The sequence below is a fragment of the Acinetobacter sp. YH12064 genome (genome assembly GCF_013419735.1).
GTDB lineage: Bacteria > Pseudomonadota > Gammaproteobacteria > Pseudomonadales > Moraxellaceae > Acinetobacter > Acinetobacter amyesii.
In genome coordinates this window covers 48,001-68,413 of sequence record NZ_VOZP01000016.1, presented here as the reverse complement: position 1 = coordinate 68,413, position 20,413 = coordinate 48,001, and the positions used below count along the sequence as shown (strand labels likewise).

The following is a 20,413-nucleotide window of genomic DNA, read 5'->3' as shown; positions in this document are numbered from 1 at the left end:
TCAAAGTTTGGATTAATTACCCCTTTAAATCTTTCAGGAAAATCTATTGGTTGTACTGGGTGAGTATGACTATGCCGTACGGTTAAGCGCTCTCCAATTTGTAGTGTTTGGCCATCTAGAGGTTTAGCCCTACGTAAGGCATGGTTACAGGAGTGAATTTACAAACGGGGACTAATTTTATTGGAGTAATTGCGGCAACATTTGGCAACGTTGCCGATGTGTTAGACCGTCAGCTTCAAATGAAAATATTGCAGGTTGGTGAATCAGCAAAATTAAGATATTTAAAAAGGTTGGACCACGAGAATCGCTCGCTTTGGTTTATATGGTGGTGCTACCATTTTTGCTGCTTTAGAATTTAAAAATGCTTGGATTTCTTTTAATCGAAATAATAAAACTAGCAAGATTTTTGATGGAGCATTTGGAATCTCGCTAATAGCTTCAACTTATCTTTTACGTAGAGGTACAACGTTTATGTCAGCTCGTTTACTGGGTTAGGAGCGACTGGATGGGGAGTTGCTTTAATTATAGTAGGTTTTGGAGTGGATTATTATGCTGATTATAATCGAAGACAACAGCTTAGAAAGTGGTTAAAAGAAAGCACTTGGGGGACATCAAATGCAGGATTATCTTTAGATAACTTAGAGAAAAATTATATCTTAGCTGTCGAAGAAGTAAGTGGTACGGATTACAAGTGGTAAAACTATATATGGAGGTTTCTTATGAGCGGTAACTATGGTTATGAGAATCAGAATTTAATACTAGGGTTAAAAATTAATCATGAAAGACCAAAGATATTAACTTATATTAATGAACGAGGATTAATTAACTATAATTTAGATCCTAAAAAAAAATTAAAAAATAAGTTGATTCCATATTTTAATATTCAGCAAGTTAACGATGATTATCTAATTTGTAATGATGCTTGGGATGAGATCAGGGGGTTGCCAACCATGTTCTCTTTATGGTTTAGCTTTTTAATGATGATAGGGCTTATAATTCTATTAATAGGCTTTCCTGGCTTTTTATCTGAATCAGGTTTTTCATTGATATCCTTAATTGGAATTATTTTTTTGTTGGGAGGTATATTTTTCTTTTTTAAAATATTTAATATTTCATTTGGTCGTGAGTTATTTGGTTATACGTATTACCCTTTGATTTTTAACCGTAAAAATCAAGAATTACACTATTTTGAACCTTACCAAAAAAATTGGATTTCAGCTCCATGGAGTGATTATCATTTTTCTATAAATATTAATGAAAATCATGAATACGCTGTGAATGCTTCACTGATTGATCAAAATGAGATCATTCAACAAGTGGTCGTCTTTCCATTTAGATTTCGTAGCTTAAGTTTGGTTGAAGGTCATTGGGAGTTTTTTAGACGCTATATGGCGGGTGAAGACATAGAAAAATTAAAAAATAATATTCATTACTATGCTCCGAATGTTATTTACCGTAAAGAGATAGCAAGTGAAACTTGGTTTAAACTTAAACTACTAAGATTTTCAGAGCGATATTATTTAACAGATCAAGTAAAATTACCTTCTGGCTTCAATTTAAATCTTTTGATTTTTGGTATTCCTCAATTCTTAATTAGAAGGCTTTGTGTGAGAACATCTAAAATCCCTCAAGTCCCTCGAGAATGGATCAATTAAATTTTCAATGATATTTTTAATCCATAGTTTTATTTAGCAAAGCTATTTAATTATGAGTATTGATAAAAGCCCTTTCGGGCTTTTTATAAAGAACTTAAGGCGACTGCTGAATCGGACTGCTACTGAAAAAGATCCTGGATTAGAAAATCACCCATCTGGTGCAGATTAAAGGTTAGGTTAAGAGTATGAAAGAAATTGGATTGATATTATTTTGTACGATAATGTGTCTATTTTTTGCCGCTTGTACTAAAGAAAGTAATTTTCAAAAAGGTACACATGTAGATAATAAAAGTTCAGAGCAGTTGTATGTTGAAGCTGGTGATTACTACCTAGGTCTTAATGGTAAGGAAAAAAATTATAAAAAAGCTTTTTCATTACTGATGCAGTCAGCTGAGCTAGGCCATTCAAAAGCTCAAACTGAAGTTGCTCGTATGTATTATGATGGGGTAGGGGTGAATCAAAATTATGAAAAAGCATTTTATTGGTTTGAAAAAGCAGCGAAGAAAAATGATGAAATAGGTTTGTATAACCTCGGAGTTATGTATAAAGAAGGTAAGTACGTAAAGCAGGATGATGTACAAGCATTAAAATATTTTGAGGAGTCGTCAAAAAAAGGACTTTCAGAAGCTCAGTTTACTTTAGGAACCATGTATTATCAGGGGGATGGGGTAAAAGAAGATGAGCAAAAAGGGATTCAACTGTATGCCCAAGCAGCCAAACAAGGGCATAAGGAAGCTAAATTTAATTTAGGTAATTATTATTTGAAGAATGAAGACTTAACTCAAGCAAAAAAAATATATGAAGAATTGGCAAATGAAAATTATGGGATGGCTCAATATAATCTAGGTTATATCTATTTAAGTCATTTCAATGATGAAGAAAAAGCGAAACATTGGTTCAAACTTGCAAATTTCAATGGCGTGAAAGAAGCTAAAGTGGCACTTGACGAGTTAGGTGAAACTTGAATTTAATTTTAGGAATTAAAATAAATTAGACTTCTTTCATAATTCATTTTTTGCTCAGCTCTAAATTATAGATTCCCGCAATTAAATTGAATCTTAAGCCCAGTCTTTTTCCTCGATTACGATATCGCTCGGCAAGGATTTTGAAAGTTTTTAAACTACCAAATACATGCTCAACCCCAATTCTTCTTTTGTTGATTTCTTGATTATAGATTTTTAGTTCAGGATCCAATTTACAGCGCTTTTTTGCTTTTAATGGCGACAAGCTATTTGGATACATTGCATAAATCCCTTGATAGCCTTTATCTGCAAGGATAAAGGCACCTGCCGGAATCTGATGTAAGTTTTGTTTGAAGAGTTCGAAATCATGTACAGCACCACGATCAGTGCATAAACTCAGAATTTGCTGAGCTCTATAATGAATGATGGCCTGGACTTTGAAAGTATGTGCCTTCTTTTTGCCACTATAGCTTTTCTTCTGTTTTTTTAGGTCTTTGTATTGGAATTTCTGTGGCATCAACAATCACCACGTTCCAGTCGATGCCTTCGCCCTCAGGCAAATGCTTCGGTAAATTAAATAAATTGGACTTGATCAGGCAGTCCTCTACATGACGGACAATTCTTGAAGCAGTCGGCTCTGACACACCATAACTTGTTGCAACATGGAACAAGGTTCGGTATTCGCGCCAATAACTTAAGCACAGAAGGATTTGATCTTCTATGCTCAATTTAGTTGGTCTACCTTTAGCAGGAACATGCATTTTCAGTTGTTCAACCATTAAATCAAAGGTTGACCATGATATGCCGGTGTATCGCTTAAACTGTGTTTCAGAAAGCTTCTTTGAATCGATATATTTCATCCGCAGATTATGCATGAATATTTAAAATTCTTCGGTACAAATAATCAGCAAGAGACTGTTCGTTTTTTGATTTATGAAAGAGGCTTATTGAATAAAAAAGGCCCCCTCAGGGCTTTTTTTATTATAAATTAAGGTAATTATGGAAATAGCACTACACTTAATCCCAGCATTAACGTTGCATAATCATTGTATTAGCTTTTTATTTATTGATTTAAAATTAAAGCATAAAAATAGTGTATTAAATCTGTAAACCACAGAGTTTCGTACCGTTAACTGCAGACAGGTTATAAAGGTTTTATCAAGCATTTAAAAATCCCTTACTATGCTCAATTTCAGCATGAAGAATATCGTTTTATAATGATCCAATATGGAAAACGGAAACACGAAAAAATAAAGCTGAATTGGAGCGGGTGCTTTTTTATCACTGTGACCAAGTTGGTACTCAACAGACATTAAGTAATGAGCATGGAGAATGTGTTTGGGAAATCGCTTTAAATACTTGGGGCAAAACGCAAGAAATTAAAGTACAACATCCAGATAATCCTTTGGAGCATAGTCATATCCGCTTCCAAGGACAATATTATGATGAAGAAACAGGATTACACTATAACCGTTACAGATATTATGAGCCGTTTAGTGCACGTTATATAAGTAAGGATCCAATTGGATTAATTGGAGATATTAATGAATATAAATATGTAAATAATCCAAATCAAGTGGTTGATGTATTAGGTTTAGCACCATGGGCTAAAGTGGGTCCGAAACCATAAAGTTGATCTGAAACAATATTGAGACACTTAAGTCTGAGTTCTTCAGGAAGTTTAGAATTGCTGATTTGGCCACGACCTGCATGGGCTAATGCAGCGGGACCTTGAGCTTTGTATTTCTGCAGTAATCGTCTGATCTGACGTTCTGAGATATGAAGTAGCTGAGCAGTCTGGGATTGAGTTATACGTTGATCACAGATTTCTTGCAAGACCGACAATCGTTTAAGTTCTTTATCCGACATAGACACCAACATATCAAACCGTCCGCTAAGGAAATTGCAAAAGCGCATATTCTAAAAGCGGACATTTTTACTTTGGAGAAACCGGACATTTCTATTTTGGGCTTACAATTTAATTTCGTATAATATAGATTATGTTAAATATAATACACCATCCATTAACTTCATATTTGTACTTATATTACATAATATCAATAACTTATACAAATAAAACTCCTAAGCAAAAATATGATATGTTGACCTAAATTGTAGTTCATTAAGTTCACACTATGTTTGAAGTTAAAAGTATTCATTTAGAACAAAAGATATCTAATGAGAACGAAATTAAATTATTGTTTGATACTGAATCAACATTTCCATGCTTATACCCATTATTATTTAGCTTGAAAGGGCTTTGTTGCACAAAGATTTAAAAGACAACACTCTGCTCATTTGAACAGAATTTAAGTGATAACTTGGGTAAGTGGTCGACCTAATTCCGTAAATCTGTTGAGGACTGCTACACGTGTATGTATCTCATTCACTTGGCTATCAAAACTCCTTGTACTGAGTTTATCTCCTAATAATTTAATGCAGTACATCTTAGTTTCAACCAAACTTCGCCGATGATAGCCTGACCATTTTTTCCATAGTGTCCTGCCTAAACGTTTAATTGTTCGAAGTAATTCATTTCGCTCTAGCGAGCTACTCTTTGTATCTTTCCATGATTTCGCATTTTTTCTAGGTGGAATCACCGCATGCCCTTGCCGATCTGAAATGACCTGACGACATTGCTTGGTGTCATAAGCTCCATCGGTATAAACAGAGTCAATCTGCTCATCTTGTGGAATCTGATTAAGTAAATCACCAAGCACCTGTGAATCACTGACATTATTGGTTGTAAGCTGAACTGCTCATATTTGTAGGGTTTTAGCATCTATACCAATATGAAGTTTACGCCATTGGCGACGATATTCAGGTCCATGTTTCTTGCGTTTCCATTCGCCCTCACCTAGAAACTTCATGCCTGTAGAGTCCATGAGTAGATGCAGCCCATCGCTACTTTTTTGATAACCAATTGTAATATCGATATGCCTTTGTCTTCTGCACAGTGTGGAATAATCTGGCGCTGTCCAATCTAATCCACAAAGCTTAATCAGACTTTAGACAAATCCAGTAACCATACGTAAAGACAGACGGAATAAGGATTTAATCATCAGAATAGGTTTGAAATTTTCATCAACATACTTTTGCCTTTTAATATCATCTTCTGTTATTTCAAGTGCATAATTTTGTGCCATTTCAAAAATTCTATTTTTATATCCTCCTTCTCTCCTCCATTTTTCTAACCATTGCCCTAAAAAATTTATCAGCAAATCCGCCATCTTGAATCAGCATCTGGGTCAAATCTGCACATTTTTGTTTAATGGTATCTTCTAGCAAAACATCTACACTTTGCATGGAGTCTGCTAAACATTGAATTTCCGCCGCGCGTTGAACAGTCCACAGTAGAAAGAATGCTTTTTCAATACTATTTTCACCGACAGCAACACCATGATTTCTCAGGACCAAAATATGTTTTTGTCCTAAGCTCTGGATCATCCGCTGTTTTTCATCTTCAAATAACGTGATCCCTTCAAAAGTATGATAAGCCACGCGTCCAAATAATTGAGCGCCATAAAAATTATCGTTTTTAAACCCTTGTTGTTTCTGTGCAATTGCGCTGATTGGCGTAGTATGCGTATGGATTAAACAGCGAATATCATGTCGCGCCCCATGTACCGCGCTGTGCAAAGCAAAGCCAGCAGGATTGGCATCATATTCAGAGGGCGTTACTTTATTCCCAGACAAATCTACCTTAAGTAAGTTTTCAGGGGTTATTTCTGTGTAATTGAGACCAAAAGGGTTCACCAAATAATAGTGTTCATTGCCCGGTAAGCGAGCTGAAACATGATTAAAAATTGTCTCGGTCCAGCCAAAAAAATCAATCAAATGGTAACATTGGGCCAGCTTTACCCGTAAATCCCATTCTTCCTGACTGACATCCATTGGCTTTTGAAAATTATTATTCATGTTGAAGATCCCTCATTTTTTATCGACTGAGCACTTAAAAAATGGCTTAGTTCATAAATTATTTTTGTCACAGGCAACTCGCAGCCGTAGCGCTCAGCTAACTCAAACACTGCATCGGCAATATTTGCCAATTCCAGTGTTTTCTTGTCTTGGTAGTCATACCACATCGATGTATAAATTGAGCCCATTTCTGCACCCAGCTGCATAAAGGTATTTGGATCAATTGAAATCCGCGCACTGTAGCAAGCGGCTACACTTCTGACTTCCTGAGTAATGGATTTGGAAATTGGACTTAAATAAGTATTTGAGTAGATTTGCTCTAAAGTCGTATTGGCGACCACAGACAATGGATTTGAACTGAGGTTGGCAATCACTTTCGTCCAGATTTGATCGCGAATATTTTCGACTGGCCGTGCTTCAATGCCACTATTTTCAAATAAGTTCACCAAATCTTGTAGCCGATCTGACATTTGATGATTCGGCTCCCCAAAAATCAGCAAATGCGGATTTGTAGATTTGACCTGCCCCAGCCCCTGCAATTGTGCCGTGATAAATACTACGGCACCAATCAAGTGTTGCAGAGGAAAATTTTCAGTCAGGGTATTGTGCGGGTCTAAAGCTCTGATTGTGGCTAAAGGCTGTTGTTCGGTAATGCCATAAAAATACCAAAAAGGAATCCCGTTCATTAAAGGAATAATTTGAGTCTTTTCATGCAGCATACGTTTCAAGTTGGGCATAATTTCAGTTAAAGCCTGAAATTTAGTCGCGATAAAAATATAATCTTGATCGCTTAAATCATCTTGATCGCTGACCACTTGCACAGGATAAATATGATGCTGACCGGTTAAGTCCTCTAAATGAATTCCATGTACTTTAATGTGCTGATAATTTTCGCCACGTGCGAGCAAACGTACATTGTGGCCTGCAAGGATAAGCCTTGCAGCCACGACACAACCAATTGCACCTGCACCGTAGACAAGAATTTTTGAATCTGAATTCACTTCTGCCTCCATGCAAATCAATGTTGTTGAGCGGTATTAAATTACACCGCTAAAATATCCTGATGTTTGCTATTGATGCCTAAATAACTTTCAATAATGCGTGGATCTTCTACAAGATCACTGCCTTTACCGTGCATAGACAGTTCACCCATTTCTAACACATAGGCATAATCTGCAAGCTTTAATGCGGCACGTGCATTTTGTTCAACCAGTAAAATAGACACGCCTTGCGAACGTAAATGGTCGATGACTTTAAAGATTTCACGGGTAATTAACGGTGCAAGACCTAAGCTAGGTTCATCCAACATTAATAGTTTAGGCTTTGCCATAAGTGCACGCCCTACCGCCAACATTTGGCGCTCACCGCCAGATAATGTGCCAGCCTGCTGGCTATGGCGTTCTTTAAGGCGAGGAAAAATATCATACACTTCATTTAAGGTTTGACTCAGTTGTCGATCCCCCTGACGATAGCGCTGAAAAGCGCCAAGCATCAGGTTATCTTCAATACTCATTGAACTAAAAAGCTCTCGCTTTTCAGGCACCAGTCCTAAGCCTCTCACGACCATACGCTCTACTGCAGGACATTGCTCAACCGCACCATCAAATTCAACATTACCTTTAGAACTTAACAAGCCCATAATGGCTGAAAGTAATGTGGTTTTTCCTGCACCATTTGGCCCAACCACAGAGACAATCTGCCCCTCGTTTACGCGCATATTGAAATTGGTTAATGCTTCAACTTTGCCATAGGCAACACTGAGATTGGAAATTTCAAGTAAAGCCTTTCCTTGATCATTTTGAATGACATCACTCATGCAGCACCTCCAAGATAGGCTTCAAGCACCGCTGGATCTTTTTGAATATCCTCTGGTAAGCCTTCTGCAATTTTTTGACCAAATTCCATTACCACAATACGGTCTGCTAAATTCATCACAAAATCCATGTCATGTTCGACCAGTAAAATTGCCATGCCTTCTGCTCTTAGTTTATTCAATAAAGCGGCCAAGGCTTGTTTCTCTTTAAAACGTAAACCTGCTGCAGGCTCATCAAGCAATAACAAACTTGGGCTTGCGCATAATGCACGTGCAATTTCTAAGATACGTTGTTGTCCCAAAGCTAAACTGCCCGCTTCGGTATACAGATAGTCGCCTAAGCCAACGCGTTCCAACTGTGTTTTCGCTTCATTGAGTAAAATATTTTCCTCATCTCGGTCCATATAGAACATAGAAGAAAAAATACCTTTTTCACCGCGTAAATGCGTGCCAATTGCCGTGTTTTCTAGCACCGTCATTTCTGGCAAAATTTTGACATGCTGGAAGGTTCGGCTCAGTCCTAATCGCGCAATTTCACGTGATGGAATACCATTGATCTTTTGCCCTTTAAATATCACTTCGCCGCTGGTTGGTTCATCCACACCCGAAATTTGGTTGAACATGGTACTTTTACCTGCACCATTCGGGCCAATGAGTGCAAGTATTTCACCTGCATGAATCGATAAATTCATGTCATTGTTGGCAACTAAACCACCAAATTTTTTGGTGACATTTTTAGCCTCTAAAATCACACTGCCTTGTTCAGGTAATGTTGGCGTGGCTAAGGATTGAGAAACGGGATTTACCTTGGGATGGATATCTACGGGTTTAAATTTTGCTGGCACAAGTTTTGTGATGAATGACCATAAACCTGAAGGCGCTTTTTGCATTAAAAGAATAATAATCAAGCCAAATACAATGGTTTCATAATGCCCTTCTGCGCCAAAAACAATTGGCAGGAAGTCTTGTAACCATTGTCGAACAAGGGTAAATATACCCGCGCCTAAAATTGCACCCCAAATACTGCCTACACCACCCAGTAACGCCATAAATAGGTAATCAATACCCATTTGTAAACCAAACGGTGTTGGGTTGATGAAGCTTTGTGTATGCGCATATAGCCATCCTGAAACGGAGGCAAATATCGAAGCGATCATAAATACAATCATTTTAGAGCGGAAGGTATTCACACCCATTGATTCTGCCATGACCTGACCGCCTTTTAAGGCGCGCATCGCACGACCTTCACGTGAATGGAGCAAGTTTTTGGTGACAATAATGGCAGCAAAAACAACCAACCAGATGAGGTAATACATTTTATTACCCGAATCGAAGGCATAACCGGCAATCGAGATATTTGGAATATTGGATATCCCTGAATGTCCGCCTAAAGACTCAATGGTAGAGAAGAAATAATATAAAGAAATGCCCCAAGCAATGGTGCCCAAAGGTAAATAATGTCCTGAAAGCTTGAGTGTCAGTCCACCAACCAATAGTGCAGAACATAAGGTAATTAAAATTCCGAACAACAAACCAAACCACGGATTGCCACCTGTCCAAGCCAAAAAGTTTGGCAGCTGTTCAGTGACGGTTAGGTAGGCCGTTGTATATGCGCCAATTCCGACAAGTGCAGCCTGACCAAAGGTGGTCATTCCACCCACACCAGTGACCAGAACTAAACCGAGGACAACCAATGCATTTAAGCCAATATAATTGAGTAACGTCACTTGATAGGTCGGTAAAATAAGCGGACTGATGAATACGATTAGAGCAAAAATTAAAATTAAGTATTTAGATTTCATTCTTCGTCCTCCTCTACATGGCGTGTCGTTAGGGATTTCCACAGTAAAAATGGAATAATGAGTGTGAAGACAATAATTTCCTTGTAATCACTGGCCCAAAACATAGAGAACGATTCAATAACTCCGACGACAACAGCGCCAATGGCCGCAAAAGGAAAGCTGATCAAACCACCAATAATGGCGCCAACAAAGCCTTTTAAACTTAGAATAAATCCAGAGTCATAATATAAAGTGGTGATTGGAGCAATCAGAATGCCTGAAAGCGCGCCAATAAATGCCGCCATAACAAAGGTGAGTTTTCCAGCAAAGATGGGTGAAATTCCCATAAGCTGTGCACCAATACGATTGACTGCAGTGGCGTGTAATGCCTTGCCATAAAGGGTTTTCTCGAAGAAATACCACAATACAAGGATCAAAATAAAGAATGCCGCGATGATCACCAACGTTTGGCTATTGACCGTTAAAGATCCAAGATTAAACGTTGCATCACTAAAGGATTGGGTTTGCGCACCATCAGGGCCAAATATAACTAAACCTAAGCCCACCAAAACCACGTGCACCGCAATAGAAACAATCAGTAAAACTAAAGGTTTTGCGCTAACCAAAGGTTGGAAAAAAGTGCGATAAATTTGAGGGCCCAACGGAATAATTGCCGCTAAGGTTAATATAATTTGTCCCCACATCGGTAACTGATCAAGGTGCAACTTATACATAGCCAGTAATAAAACACCTATATAAATTAGGCTTCCGGCAAATAGCTTGATATTAAAAATACTGTTGTGTCTGACTTTGGCATATAGATCTAATAAAGTATTTACCACAAAGAATGCAGCCACTAACCAAACAATTAAACTTGGTTTACCGGCCTGAATAGATGCCAAAGTAAGTGCACCAAAAACTGCAAATTCGCCCAGAGGAATTAATAATATTCGTGTCACTGAAAATACAAGAATAATGCACAGTGCCAATAAGGCATAAATCGCACCACTGGTGATGCCATCCTGTGCAAGTACCAAGGCAATATCTAAATCCATAACGTCTCCCCGCCTTTCCTGTGGGTGAGTCAATATTCGAGTAAAGGGACGCCTCCACCCGAATAATTTAACTTTTTATCTCTATCAGTTTTATTTCAAAAGCTTCCACTGACCATTTTTCACAATAATCATTTCACGACCACGTTTATCAAAGCCGCTGTGATCTGTTGGCGTCATGTTATAAACACCTTGAGTACCCGCCACTTCTTTTGTGCTTTCTAAAGCATTACGTAGTGCTGCACGGAATTGCGGAGTACCCGGTTTAGCTGTTTTTAAAGCGACAGGCACTGCTTTTTCCAACAAAATTCCAGCATCGTAAACGTTCGCCCCGAAAGTCGCAGGAGTCTGTTTATATTGCGTCTTGTAGGCGTTCATATATTTAGTAGCAACTGCTTTAGACGGATGGCTGCTCGGAATTTCATTAATCACCAGCATCAAACTCGCAGCTAAGATTGTATTTTCTACTTTCTTACCACCTAGTTTTAAGAACTGATCCAATGCAGCACCATGGGTTTGATAGATCTGGCCACGGTAACCGCGGTCAAATAGTGCTGTTTGAGGCGGAACTGCTGCACTGCCAGGTGCGGCAATTAAAATTGCTTGTGGCTTTTTACTGATCAGTTTCAGCGCTTGACCTGTCAAAGACGTATCTTGACGCTGGAAAGACTCCTGAGCGACGACTTGAATGCCATGCTTTTTAGCTAATGCACTCACAACCTTGCCCCAGTTTTCACCATAAGGATCAGCTGTACCAATAAATCCGATGGTTTTGAACTTACGTTTCACCATGTCTTGGATGAGAGCTGCAGCAATAATGTCGTCATTTTGAGTGGTCTTGAATACCCATTTTTTTTGAGCATTCATCGGTAAGACTACAGATGCTGTACCTACTGGTGCTAATAGCGGAACTTGTGCTTTTGCCACTGTTCCAATGACTGCTGAAGCATTTGGCGATCCTGATGGACCAATAATGGCATCGACATTGTTTTCTTTAATTAATTTTTCAACTGCTTTTACTGATGCAGTTGGATCACTGGCATCATCGAGAGAAAAATAACGTACAGTCTCATTGCCAATTTTTTTAGGCAGTAAAGCGATGGTATTTTTTTGAGGGATACCCACCATAGCGATTGGGCCAGATGATGAAGTAATTACGCCTACTTTGATTTCAGCGTGTGCACAAACAATAGAGGCTGCCAAGACACTGGTTGCACATACTAGTTTACTTAAAGTCATTATTCTCTCCTTGCTATTCTTTTAACCTACACGTTGAATCCAATTAGAATTTCATGCTGTAAGTCGTAATGAATCGATTTTCTACAAAATCATTTCCTGCGCTATGACCCGCACCGTATTTGGTTGTGGTATCGATATAGCGCCACTCTAAGCCAAGTCCTTTCAACTTACCTTCTGGAACGGTGTAACCTAAGATAAAGTTTGCTTCGGTTTCTTTATTGTCTGATAGACCCCGACGTTCAATATTTGTTCCGTATAAATAACGGAGTGTGGTACGCAAACCAGGTACGCCTACATCTTTAAAATCATACGAATATTGTGCGTGATAGGTCAGTTCTTCAGGTTTAATAAACCCTAGTGTTGACCATGTATGTAAAAATGGTTGCGGTGCATATCCATCAAATGTTGGGAAGTTGGTTTCGCCTTTATTTTTTTGTACGCCTGCTGCGAATGAATGTGGACCATTACTTAAATTGGCTTGAACACCTAAGGTTTGACTATCAATATTTCCGTAATATGCATCACCATCTTCACTGTTATGGAAATAACGCGCATCCAATTTCAGCTTAGTTGCACCCACAGTGGTGTTGTACGCTGCACTTAAAAAATGTTGCTGATAAATATCTTCAAGTTGCCCGAACCAATATGATCCATCAACTGCAGGAGTGAATTTATAGTCAAAACCAACATAGTTCAAACCATCACTTTCCATGTGTGGTTTACCTGGGGCAAATAAACTTAATTTCTCAAACTCATCATCATTACGTGCATTAATATGCGTGATGCGACCCAATGAAAATTTTAAGTTATCAATTGATTTATTTTCAAATGCAACACCTGCATAGGTCGTTGCCAATTGACGTGACTCATCAATATAAGCGACTGGCGTACGTGGCGACAGCTCACCGATTAATAATTCAGAGTCTTTATATTTGAGCTTTAAAGTCGCGCCAAATTTATTATAGCTGCGTTCTTGCTTATTTTTGATTGAGTCGAATGGAAGAATCGTATCAGGTCTTTCAGCGTTGTGATCAGTCAGACGTAAAGCATAGCTAGATGTTACATCTAATCCCAACTGTACTGGTGTATCTGTATAACCTGAACTAAATTTTAGACCAAGTGCTTGTGACCAGCTACCTACATTAGGGATCGTTGTGTTATCACGCTCCATATAAAAATTTCTAAAATTTAGTGTGGTTTGGCTGTCTTCGACAAAATCAGCATACACAGCCCCATTACAACAGACGGTTAATAATGCTAATGCTGGTAATTTATTCATTTAATATCCTTATACAATACAAATCAAATTGAATTTTTCTCATCTGTTCCAATCAATGAGTTAAGTCATCCCGACAAAGCTAGCCTTTATACTTCATGCCATCTCTGACCATTTTTTATGACTGCATAGCATCAATATTGTTTATTTACATGGAAAATTCAATGTTATTTTAAGTATATTTATATACCTTAAATAGTAAAATCGCCTAAATTATTCACATGAAAGGAATATTCATAAGTCAAAACATTATATTTTTTATGGAGATGAAGTTTTCAAACGAAAAAATAGATTAAAGATGTTGTAATGATCAGTTAGTTTGCTTGATTCTGATGTTTTATTAGAAGCTTTTATTGCAATTAGCAAGACTTAAATATGTAACATCTATCGATATGAAATGAATGTAAATAAAATAGTCCTATATTTAATCAAAGCTCATATAAATTAGTCACCCCCCTTTTAGATGACCAGTTTCAATATTCGATTTTTCTAATTTTAGTCATTTCATTGCACTCAAATGAGCTTAATTAGTTTCATGATCATTTAAGCTTTATGTTAATAAGAACTATCCAGCTTAGATTAATTTTTTAGAACTACATTCCTTAAATATACCTTTTAAGTATTTAAAGATACCAAAACAAGACTAGATAAGGTTATAACATTTAATTAAGGTATATATGAACGGATATACAATTTAAGAATCAATGCAGGCTTAACTCATACAACGATTGAATAATTATGAAGTGGACCAGCATTATGGCAACATGAAGGAGATAGCCATGACAGCCGCAAATGTTAAAATTTTTAACACGGAAGAAGTACAAAATTTTATAAATCTACTCAGTGGTCTTGAGCAAGAAGGTGGTAATCCACGTATCAAACAAATTATCCACCGCGTAGTTTCTGATTTATTTAAAACCATCGAAGATTTAGAAATTACTTCTGACGAATATTGGGCGGCAATTGCATATTTAAACCAACTCGGTACAAGTCATGAAGCTGGATTGCTTTCCCCTGGTTTAGGTTTTGACCATTTCCTCGATATGCGTATGGATGCCGCGGATGCCGCTTTAGGTATTGATAACCCAACGCCACGTACCATTGAAGGCCCTCTTTATGTGGCTGGCGCGCCTGTGTCACAAGGCTTTGCCCGTATGGATGATGGCAGCGATCCAAATGGCCATACGCTTATTTTGCATGGCACAATTTACAATGCAGATGGTCAACCGATTCCAAATGCACAAGTTGAAATTTGGCATGCCAATACCAAAGGTTTCTATTCACACTTTGACCCAACTGGCGAACAAACACCGTTCAATATGCGCCGTACTATTATGACGGATGCACAAGGCCATTATCGTGTACAAACGATTCTGCCATCAGGTTATGGCTGCCCACCAAATGGTCCAACACAGCAATTGTTAAATCAATTAGGTCGGCACGGTAACCGTCCTGCGCACATCCACTTTTTTGTGTCAGCAGATGGTCATCGCAAACTAACTACGCAAATTAACGTTGCTGGTGACCCGTACACCTACGATGACTTCGCTTTTGCAACTCGTGAAGGCCTAGTGGTTGAAGCGATTGAGCATACCGATCCTGCGACAAGTCAAGCCAACGGCGTAGAAGGTCCATTTGCTGAAATGGTCTTTGATCTAAAATTAAGCCGACTTGTCGATGGAGTTGATAACCAAGTGGTAGACCGCCCGCGCTTGCAAGCTTGATGCAAATATAAATCTAATTTTGAATCTTGTAATCAGGCTGCCAGCAATGGACTAGCCTGATTTGCTTTATGGATAAATAGAAAATTATATGGATATTCGTATTTTTGATGCAGCACAAAATGAAATTTTAGCCATTCTTCCAGAGCGAAATAGGACTTTGGCTCGGCTTCGTGCCATCTTATTAGCAGGACAATTTCCCACCGTGACGGTGATTGGCAAATATAACCACGGTAAAAGCCGACTTTTAAATGAACTCATTGGCGATGACATTTTCTCTGTTGCAGATAAACGTGAAACCGTCACCCTATCTGAACATTTAAAGCATAATATTCGCTGGTTAGATGCACCAGGTTTAGATGCTGATGTCGCAGCCATTGACGACCAATATGCGCAAGATGCGATGTGGACCGAAGCGGATATCCGCTTAATGATCCATTCGGTTCGTGAGGGTGAATTCGATCCGTATGAATTACATTTATTTCAGCAATTCAAACAGGATGAACAGCAAACACGGCGCCAAAGCGTACTCGTGTTGACACAAATCGACCAAGCACCAGATGCAGATGTTTTAGCACATATTATTGACAGTATTAAGAAACAAGCGCCAGATGCCAATGTTCTGCCTGTTTCTGCAACGCGTCATCGCCAAGGCTTAGTCAATTCTAAACCACTCCTAGTTCAACGCAGTGGTATTCTAGAACTAAAGCAAAAGCTCAACAGCATGATTGAAAAAGTATCAACAGTACGCCAGTTTGAAAAAAATAAGATCTTTACTGAACTTAAATCAGAAACATCTGAATTGCAAAATTCGATTCAAACCAATATCCATCAAGTTACTGCAACACTTGAACAGCAATCTGAATCCTTTTTACATGATCTCAATCAAGTGCTAGACAAAGTTCGTGAGGATTTACAGCCCATTCTGCAGATTTCAGGAAAAGACGATTCTTTAGAACCAGATTCCTTTGCCAATATGTATAAAGTGACTGCGGGTAAACGAGATCGTAACCGTATTCAAGTAGCGTATTCTCGCGCTTGTATCGAAATCAACAGTCACTTAGTACGATATGGTGTGATTGGTTTACCTGATACACAAAAAAGTAATGTCCGTAGTTTGGATACAGTGATGGTTGCGGTCATGGGGGTTTCGGTCAAACTGCGTAAGGATTTAAAACTTATTTTTGACGAAGAATCAGGTCGTGATCGTTTGCGACGTGAATTCACACACTATTTTGAAGTCTCGGCCGATCGCATGCAATTGAAAAACCAACTGCAGAATCTAGAGCAACGACTTCAACTCATTGTACAAGCCCAACAAGCAACAGAAACTTTGGAGGGAGCATTATGAGTACTGATTTGATTCAAACTTCGATTGAAAGTCCAATTCAACATTTGATCCAAAGTTCCGATGCTTTCGATCAGCCTGAGCAAGATATTCTACCGCATTTAAATAAAATGCAGGCTTGGCATCAGCAACTAGCAACCAATCTAAATGAACGACGTTTAAACAGTAACGGATTGAGTTCATCCAGCCAAATATCTACTGCGATTGTGGCTTTAAATACCCAACTTGAACATTATCTAAGTTACTGGGAAACACATCTAGATCGACTCAAAGATGCACAGTCTGTTGCTGAACATTTTGAAGATAAAATCATTTTACTGATTTTTGGCAAATTTAATGCTGGTAAAAGTTCATTATGTAATGTCTTGGCTGAAAGTTTCCGTAGACGACAACAAAGCGTTGATTATTTTTATCTCGATGCTGGAAATATCACCGAAAGTGATAAACCTTTAAAAGAAGGTGCCACAGAGACTACCTCACGTTTACAAGGTGTTTGCCTCGGTCATAATTTAATTTTATTAGACACGCCTGGACTGCATTCTGTAACTCCCCAAAATGCCGAACTAACTCAACGGTTTTTAGACAGTGCCGATGGTGTTTTATGGTTAAGCAGTTCATCCTCACCCGGTCAAGTCAAAGAACTCATGGCTTTGGGACAGGAATTACGTAGACATAAACCCTTACTACCTGTGATTACCAGAAGTGATTATTTTGAAGAAGACGAGGTGGATGGAGAAATTTGCCAAGTCTTATGCAATAAAAATTCGGTTCAACGCAGTTTGCAGGAACGGGACGTCTACACGCGTGCCACGGCACAGCTGGTGGAAATGCAAGTTGATCCCGACTTATTACAAGCGCCAGTATCGATTTCTTCGCAAATGTTAAAAGATGCAGATTTTAAGGATCAAGCTATGCAATCCGCGGGATTTAATAGCCTATTTAATGCTCTTTTACATTTAATTGAACCCGCCTTAGCCTATAAACAGCGAAAACCTGCCGAAGCCTTACTTCATCATTTGCAGGAAGAAATATTAGCGCCGTTACAACTTGAAGTTGTGCCACAGCTCAATCAATTACAGTTGTATTTGAACAATGCAAGCAATGCATTGGCACAGCATAAGTCTCAAATCATGACGCAAACATGGCGCAGCGTTATTGCCACTTTACCGAGCCTATTAGAACAATTTGCCGAGCAGCAAGCCTTGCCTGATTTATATCGCACGCTTACACAGCAAACCAATCAATTACTGGCAGTACACATTTCAAATCATTTGGCTGATTATCAGTTGAAATTTATGCCGCTTGAGCATTTAGAGTTTTCGGAGTATTTGGCGTACGAAGTCATATATGCAGACGAGGGTATGGACGTCTTAGCCATTGGCCATGAGCGTTTATATACTGAAATTTCGAATGGTTTATTGCAGAAAATAGACAACTATTTGGATGATGTCATTGAGCAATGTCAAAACGTGCTGAGCGACATTGAAAAGCAAATTGAGACCATCAAACAGGGCTTAATCAATGATGAACAAGAACTAAAATACATTGCCGATTATTTAAGACGACCAAATTCTGATTCATCAAAAGCGAGGAATCTTTTGAATCTATCCTAAATAGGCACATTAAGGAAAACTTCAGTGCAGCTTACCAACCATTGTGTTAATCATCATTGAGTTGAACTGGCTTACCCTCTTCGGCGAATACTTCTTTGATGCATTCTAAAATATCGGGAATGTATGAACTTTGATCCATATTTCTGACCGATAATGAAATTGGCGAATAAGCTTCTAAGTCTAAAATTGGAATATAGATTAAGTTTTTCATGCCAATTTCACTGGCACTTTCAGGAATGATCGAAATCCCTTCACCAGAAGAAACCAAACCGAGTGCTAAATGAATTTCACGAACTTCTATGAGCTCTTTCGGGACTAAGCCTAATTCCGTAAAAATAGACTGAATTAATGTCGAAAAATTAGGTTTAGGCGCAATGGGATAAGAAAAGATGGATTCTTTGACAATTTGGGATAGGTAAACGCCAGTATCAATAAATTCTGCCAGATGGTGATTTTTATGCACCGCGAGTTTTAAGCGCTCTTTACGTAATAATAAACGTTTGATGGCTGGATCGGATAATCGCAATCGACCAAAACCAATATCAATCTTACCTGCTTTTAGGGCTTCAATCTGATCCCGCGTGCCACACTCGATTAACTCTACATGTGTATCTGGATGTCGCTGACGAAATAAATAAATGATTTGAGGCAACAAGGCATACAGTAAAGAACCGACGTAGCCGATCCGAACTGTCTTATCCACAGCATTGATGCGCTGCGCCATTGAGGTCGCTTGAGATGTATGCGTCAAAATTTGCACAGCATGTTCATAAAAGAACATCCCTGCCTCTGTTGTTTTAACTGGGCGCGATCCTCGTTCGAATAAGGTAATGCCTAATTCTTCTTCTAATTTTTGAATTTGTCGACTCAAAGGAGGCTGAGCAATACAGAGTTTATCTGCAGCTTTAGTAATGCTTTGTTCTTCAACAACCGTCACAAAATAACGTAAATGTCTTAATTCCATTTATATACCTTTTAAGTATTCAAAAATACCAATTTGGCTCTAGTTTAAGATATTACATTAACTTAGGGTATACAAATAGCTAAACACAGAAGATTTTTTGCAATGTATAAAACTATAGAAACATTGCTTGTTGAGATTCCAACGATCCGTCCACATAAGATGGCTGTTGCAACAATGCAAACTCAGACACTCGTACTGGTTAAAATCAGCACAGACGATGCACATCATTAACCGTCATATTAATGGCAACCGTTTTGCGAAATGTGCCATTCAAACGGCTTTACTGGATATTCAAGCACAACGTCTAGGCCTGCCTCTTAGTGAGGTTTTAGGTGGTCGTTTGCGTGACAGTATTCCAGTGCTATGGGTACTGGCTTCAGGCAATACTGAAAAAGACATTGCTGAAGCGCAAAAGATGATTGCCAGCAAGCGTCATAATGTGTTCAAACTCAAAATCGGTTCACGCCCTGTTGAACAAGATGTTGAACACGTTTTAGCAATCAAAAAAGCCTTAGGTGATGACATTTCGATTCGGGTCGATGTCAATCGTGCTTGGTCTGAATTGACTGCCATTAAAGGCATTCAAATGCTACAAGATGGCGGTGTCGATCTGATTGAACAGCCTTGTGTGATCAACAATATTGATGCGATGGAACGCTTAACCCGTAAATTCGACATTGCGATCATGGCAGATGAATCCCTAATGGGTCCGCAAAGCGCCTATGAATTAGCAAAACGCAATGCAGCCTCTGTTTTTGCCGTCAAAATTGCACAATCAGGCGGCTTACTTGAGGGCTGCGAAGTTGGGAAAATTGCCAATCTTGCAGGTATAGATCTTTACGGTGGAACCATGCTGGAAGGCCCTATCGGCACGATTGCTTCTGCACACGTATTTTCAACCTTCAGTAATTTAGCATATGGCACTGAGTTATTTGGTCCATTATTGCTGACTGAACAAATTTTAAAAACACCACTTAAATATGAAAATTTTGAGCTACAAATCCCTACAGGTTTAGGCTTAGGTATTGAGTTGGACGAAAATAAAATCGACAACATGCGTCGTCAATAATT

The 20,413-nt window shown here is 38.5% G+C and carries 16 protein-coding genes and 5 pseudogenes; 9 read left to right on the top strand and 12 right to left on the bottom strand.

The window, feature by feature from the left end; genetic code table 11:
- The first annotated feature begins 539 nt into the window (after window positions 1-539).
- From FTU13_RS14795 to FTU13_RS14785, 3 genes are all read left to right on the top strand, one after another.
- A complete protein-coding gene (locus FTU13_RS14795; protein ID WP_180108377.1) occupies window positions 540-698 on the top strand; it encodes a hypothetical protein in 159 nt (52 codons plus the stop codon).
- Window positions 699-719: 21 nt separating this feature from the next.
- Window positions 720-1,655 (top strand): hypothetical protein, encoded by a 936-nt coding sequence (locus FTU13_RS14790; protein WP_180128670.1) that lies wholly within the window; start codon window positions 720-722, stop codon window positions 1,653-1,655.
- 185 nt (window positions 1,656-1,840) lie between these two features.
- The gene (locus FTU13_RS14785; RefSeq protein ID WP_180128671.1) at window positions 1,841-2,620 is read left to right on the top strand and encodes a tetratricopeptide repeat protein; all 780 of its coding nucleotides are present in this window, start codon (window positions 1,841-1,843) and stop codon (window positions 2,618-2,620) included.
- Between the two features lie 43 nt (window positions 2,621-2,663).
- Here the strand turns inward: FTU13_RS14785 and FTU13_RS14780 are convergent, their stop codons facing one another.
- Window positions 2,664-3,134, bottom strand: a complete 471-nt coding sequence (locus tag FTU13_RS14780) for a transposase family protein (protein WP_180128672.1) — start codon at window positions 3,132-3,134, stop codon at window positions 2,664-2,666.
- Window positions 3,082-3,477, bottom strand: a complete 396-nt coding sequence (locus FTU13_RS14775; protein ID WP_067764127.1) for a transposase family protein — start codon at window positions 3,475-3,477, stop codon at window positions 3,082-3,084. Before FTU13_RS14775 ends, FTU13_RS14780 begins: the two co-directional genes overlap by 53 nt.
- Window positions 3,478-3,719: 242 nt before the next feature.
- Between FTU13_RS14775 and FTU13_RS14770 the strand changes: the two are divergent.
- A pseudogene (locus FTU13_RS14770) lies at window positions 3,720-4,214 on the top strand (RHS repeat domain-containing protein); the annotation flags it as partial.
- A gap of 5 nt (window positions 4,215-4,219) precedes the next feature.
- On the opposite strand, the pseudogene FTU13_RS14765 reads toward FTU13_RS14770, so the two are convergent.
- Window positions 4,220-4,486: pseudogene (locus tag FTU13_RS14765) on the bottom strand (helix-turn-helix domain-containing protein); the annotation flags it as partial.
- A gap of 266 nt (window positions 4,487-4,752) precedes the next feature.
- On the opposite strand from FTU13_RS14765, the pseudogene FTU13_RS17540 reads away from it, so the two are divergent.
- Window positions 4,753-4,878 (top strand): annotated as a pseudogene (locus FTU13_RS17540) (site-specific integrase); the annotation flags it as partial.
- Window positions 4,879-4,926: 48 nt separating this feature from the next.
- Here FTU13_RS17540 and FTU13_RS14760 read toward each other — a convergent pair.
- From FTU13_RS14760 to FTU13_RS14725, 8 genes and pseudogenes are all read right to left on the bottom strand, one after another.
- A pseudogene (locus FTU13_RS14760) lies at window positions 4,927-5,685 on the bottom strand (IS5 family transposase); the annotation flags it as partial.
- A 94-nt stretch (window positions 5,686-5,779) separates the two neighbouring features.
- Window positions 5,780-6,535, bottom strand: a complete 756-nt coding sequence (locus tag FTU13_RS14755; protein WP_180128674.1) for a class II aldolase/adducin family protein — start codon at window positions 6,533-6,535, stop codon at window positions 5,780-5,782.
- On the bottom strand, window positions 6,532-7,536 hold the full coding sequence (locus tag FTU13_RS14750) for a ketopantoate reductase family protein (protein WP_233945559.1): 1,005 nt from the start codon (window positions 7,534-7,536) through the stop codon (window positions 6,532-6,534). The genes FTU13_RS14755 and FTU13_RS14750 overlap by 4 nt, the downstream gene beginning before the upstream one ends.
- Window positions 7,537-7,577: 41 nt before the next feature.
- On the bottom strand, window positions 7,578-8,351 hold the full coding sequence (locus tag FTU13_RS14745; protein WP_180024824.1) for an ABC transporter ATP-binding protein: 774 nt from the start codon (window positions 8,349-8,351) through the stop codon (window positions 7,578-7,580).
- Window positions 8,348-10,150, bottom strand: coding sequence for an ATP-binding cassette domain-containing protein (locus FTU13_RS14740; protein WP_180128677.1), 1,803 nt, complete (start codon window positions 10,148-10,150; stop codon window positions 8,348-8,350). The genes FTU13_RS14745 and FTU13_RS14740 overlap by 4 nt, the downstream gene beginning before the upstream one ends.
- Entirely contained in the window at window positions 10,147-11,184 is a 1,038-nt protein-coding gene (locus FTU13_RS14735) for a branched-chain amino acid ABC transporter permease (RefSeq protein ID WP_180024826.1), read from the bottom strand. Before FTU13_RS14735 ends, FTU13_RS14740 begins: the two co-directional genes overlap by 4 nt.
- Before the next feature lie 90 nt (window positions 11,185-11,274).
- Window positions 11,275-12,420: an ABC transporter substrate-binding protein gene (locus tag FTU13_RS14730; protein ID WP_180128678.1), complete on the bottom strand. Its 1,146-nt coding sequence runs from the start codon at window positions 12,418-12,420 to the stop codon at window positions 11,275-11,277.
- 43 nt (window positions 12,421-12,463) lie between these two features.
- Window positions 12,464-13,699 carry an OprD family outer membrane porin gene (locus FTU13_RS14725; protein ID WP_180128679.1) on the bottom strand — a complete coding sequence of 412 codons (1,236 nt, stop codon included), beginning with the start codon at window positions 13,697-13,699 and terminating at the stop codon, window positions 12,464-12,466.
- A gap of 776 nt (window positions 13,700-14,475) precedes the next feature.
- Between FTU13_RS14725 and catA the strand changes: the two genes are divergently transcribed.
- The 3 genes from catA (at window position 14,476) to FTU13_RS14710 (ending at window position 18,378) form a co-directional block, all read left to right on the top strand.
- On the top strand, window positions 14,476-15,420 hold the full coding sequence (gene catA, locus FTU13_RS14720) for a catechol 1,2-dioxygenase (protein ID WP_180024829.1): 945 nt from the start codon (window positions 14,476-14,478) through the stop codon (window positions 15,418-15,420).
- Between the two features lie 88 nt (window positions 15,421-15,508).
- A complete protein-coding gene (locus tag FTU13_RS14715) occupies window positions 15,509-16,768 on the top strand; it encodes a GTPase (RefSeq protein WP_180128681.1) in 1,260 nt (419 codons plus the stop codon).
- Entirely contained in the window at window positions 16,765-18,378 is a 1,614-nt protein-coding gene (locus tag FTU13_RS14710; protein WP_180128682.1) for a dynamin family protein, read from the top strand. Before FTU13_RS14715 ends, FTU13_RS14710 begins: the two co-directional genes overlap by 4 nt.
- A 46-nt stretch (window positions 18,379-18,424) precedes the next feature.
- On the opposite strand, the gene catM is transcribed toward FTU13_RS14710, so the two are convergent.
- Complete coding sequence (catM, locus tag FTU13_RS14705; protein ID WP_180024832.1) at window positions 18,425-19,342, bottom strand: cis,cis-muconate-binding transcription regulator CatM; 918 nt, start codon at window positions 19,340-19,342, stop codon at window positions 18,425-18,427.
- 102 nt (window positions 19,343-19,444) lie between these two features.
- Between catM and FTU13_RS14700 the strand changes: the two are divergent.
- A pseudogene (locus FTU13_RS14700) lies at window positions 19,445-20,411 on the top strand (muconate/chloromuconate family cycloisomerase).
- The last annotated feature ends 2 nt before the right edge of the window (window positions 20,412-20,413 follow it).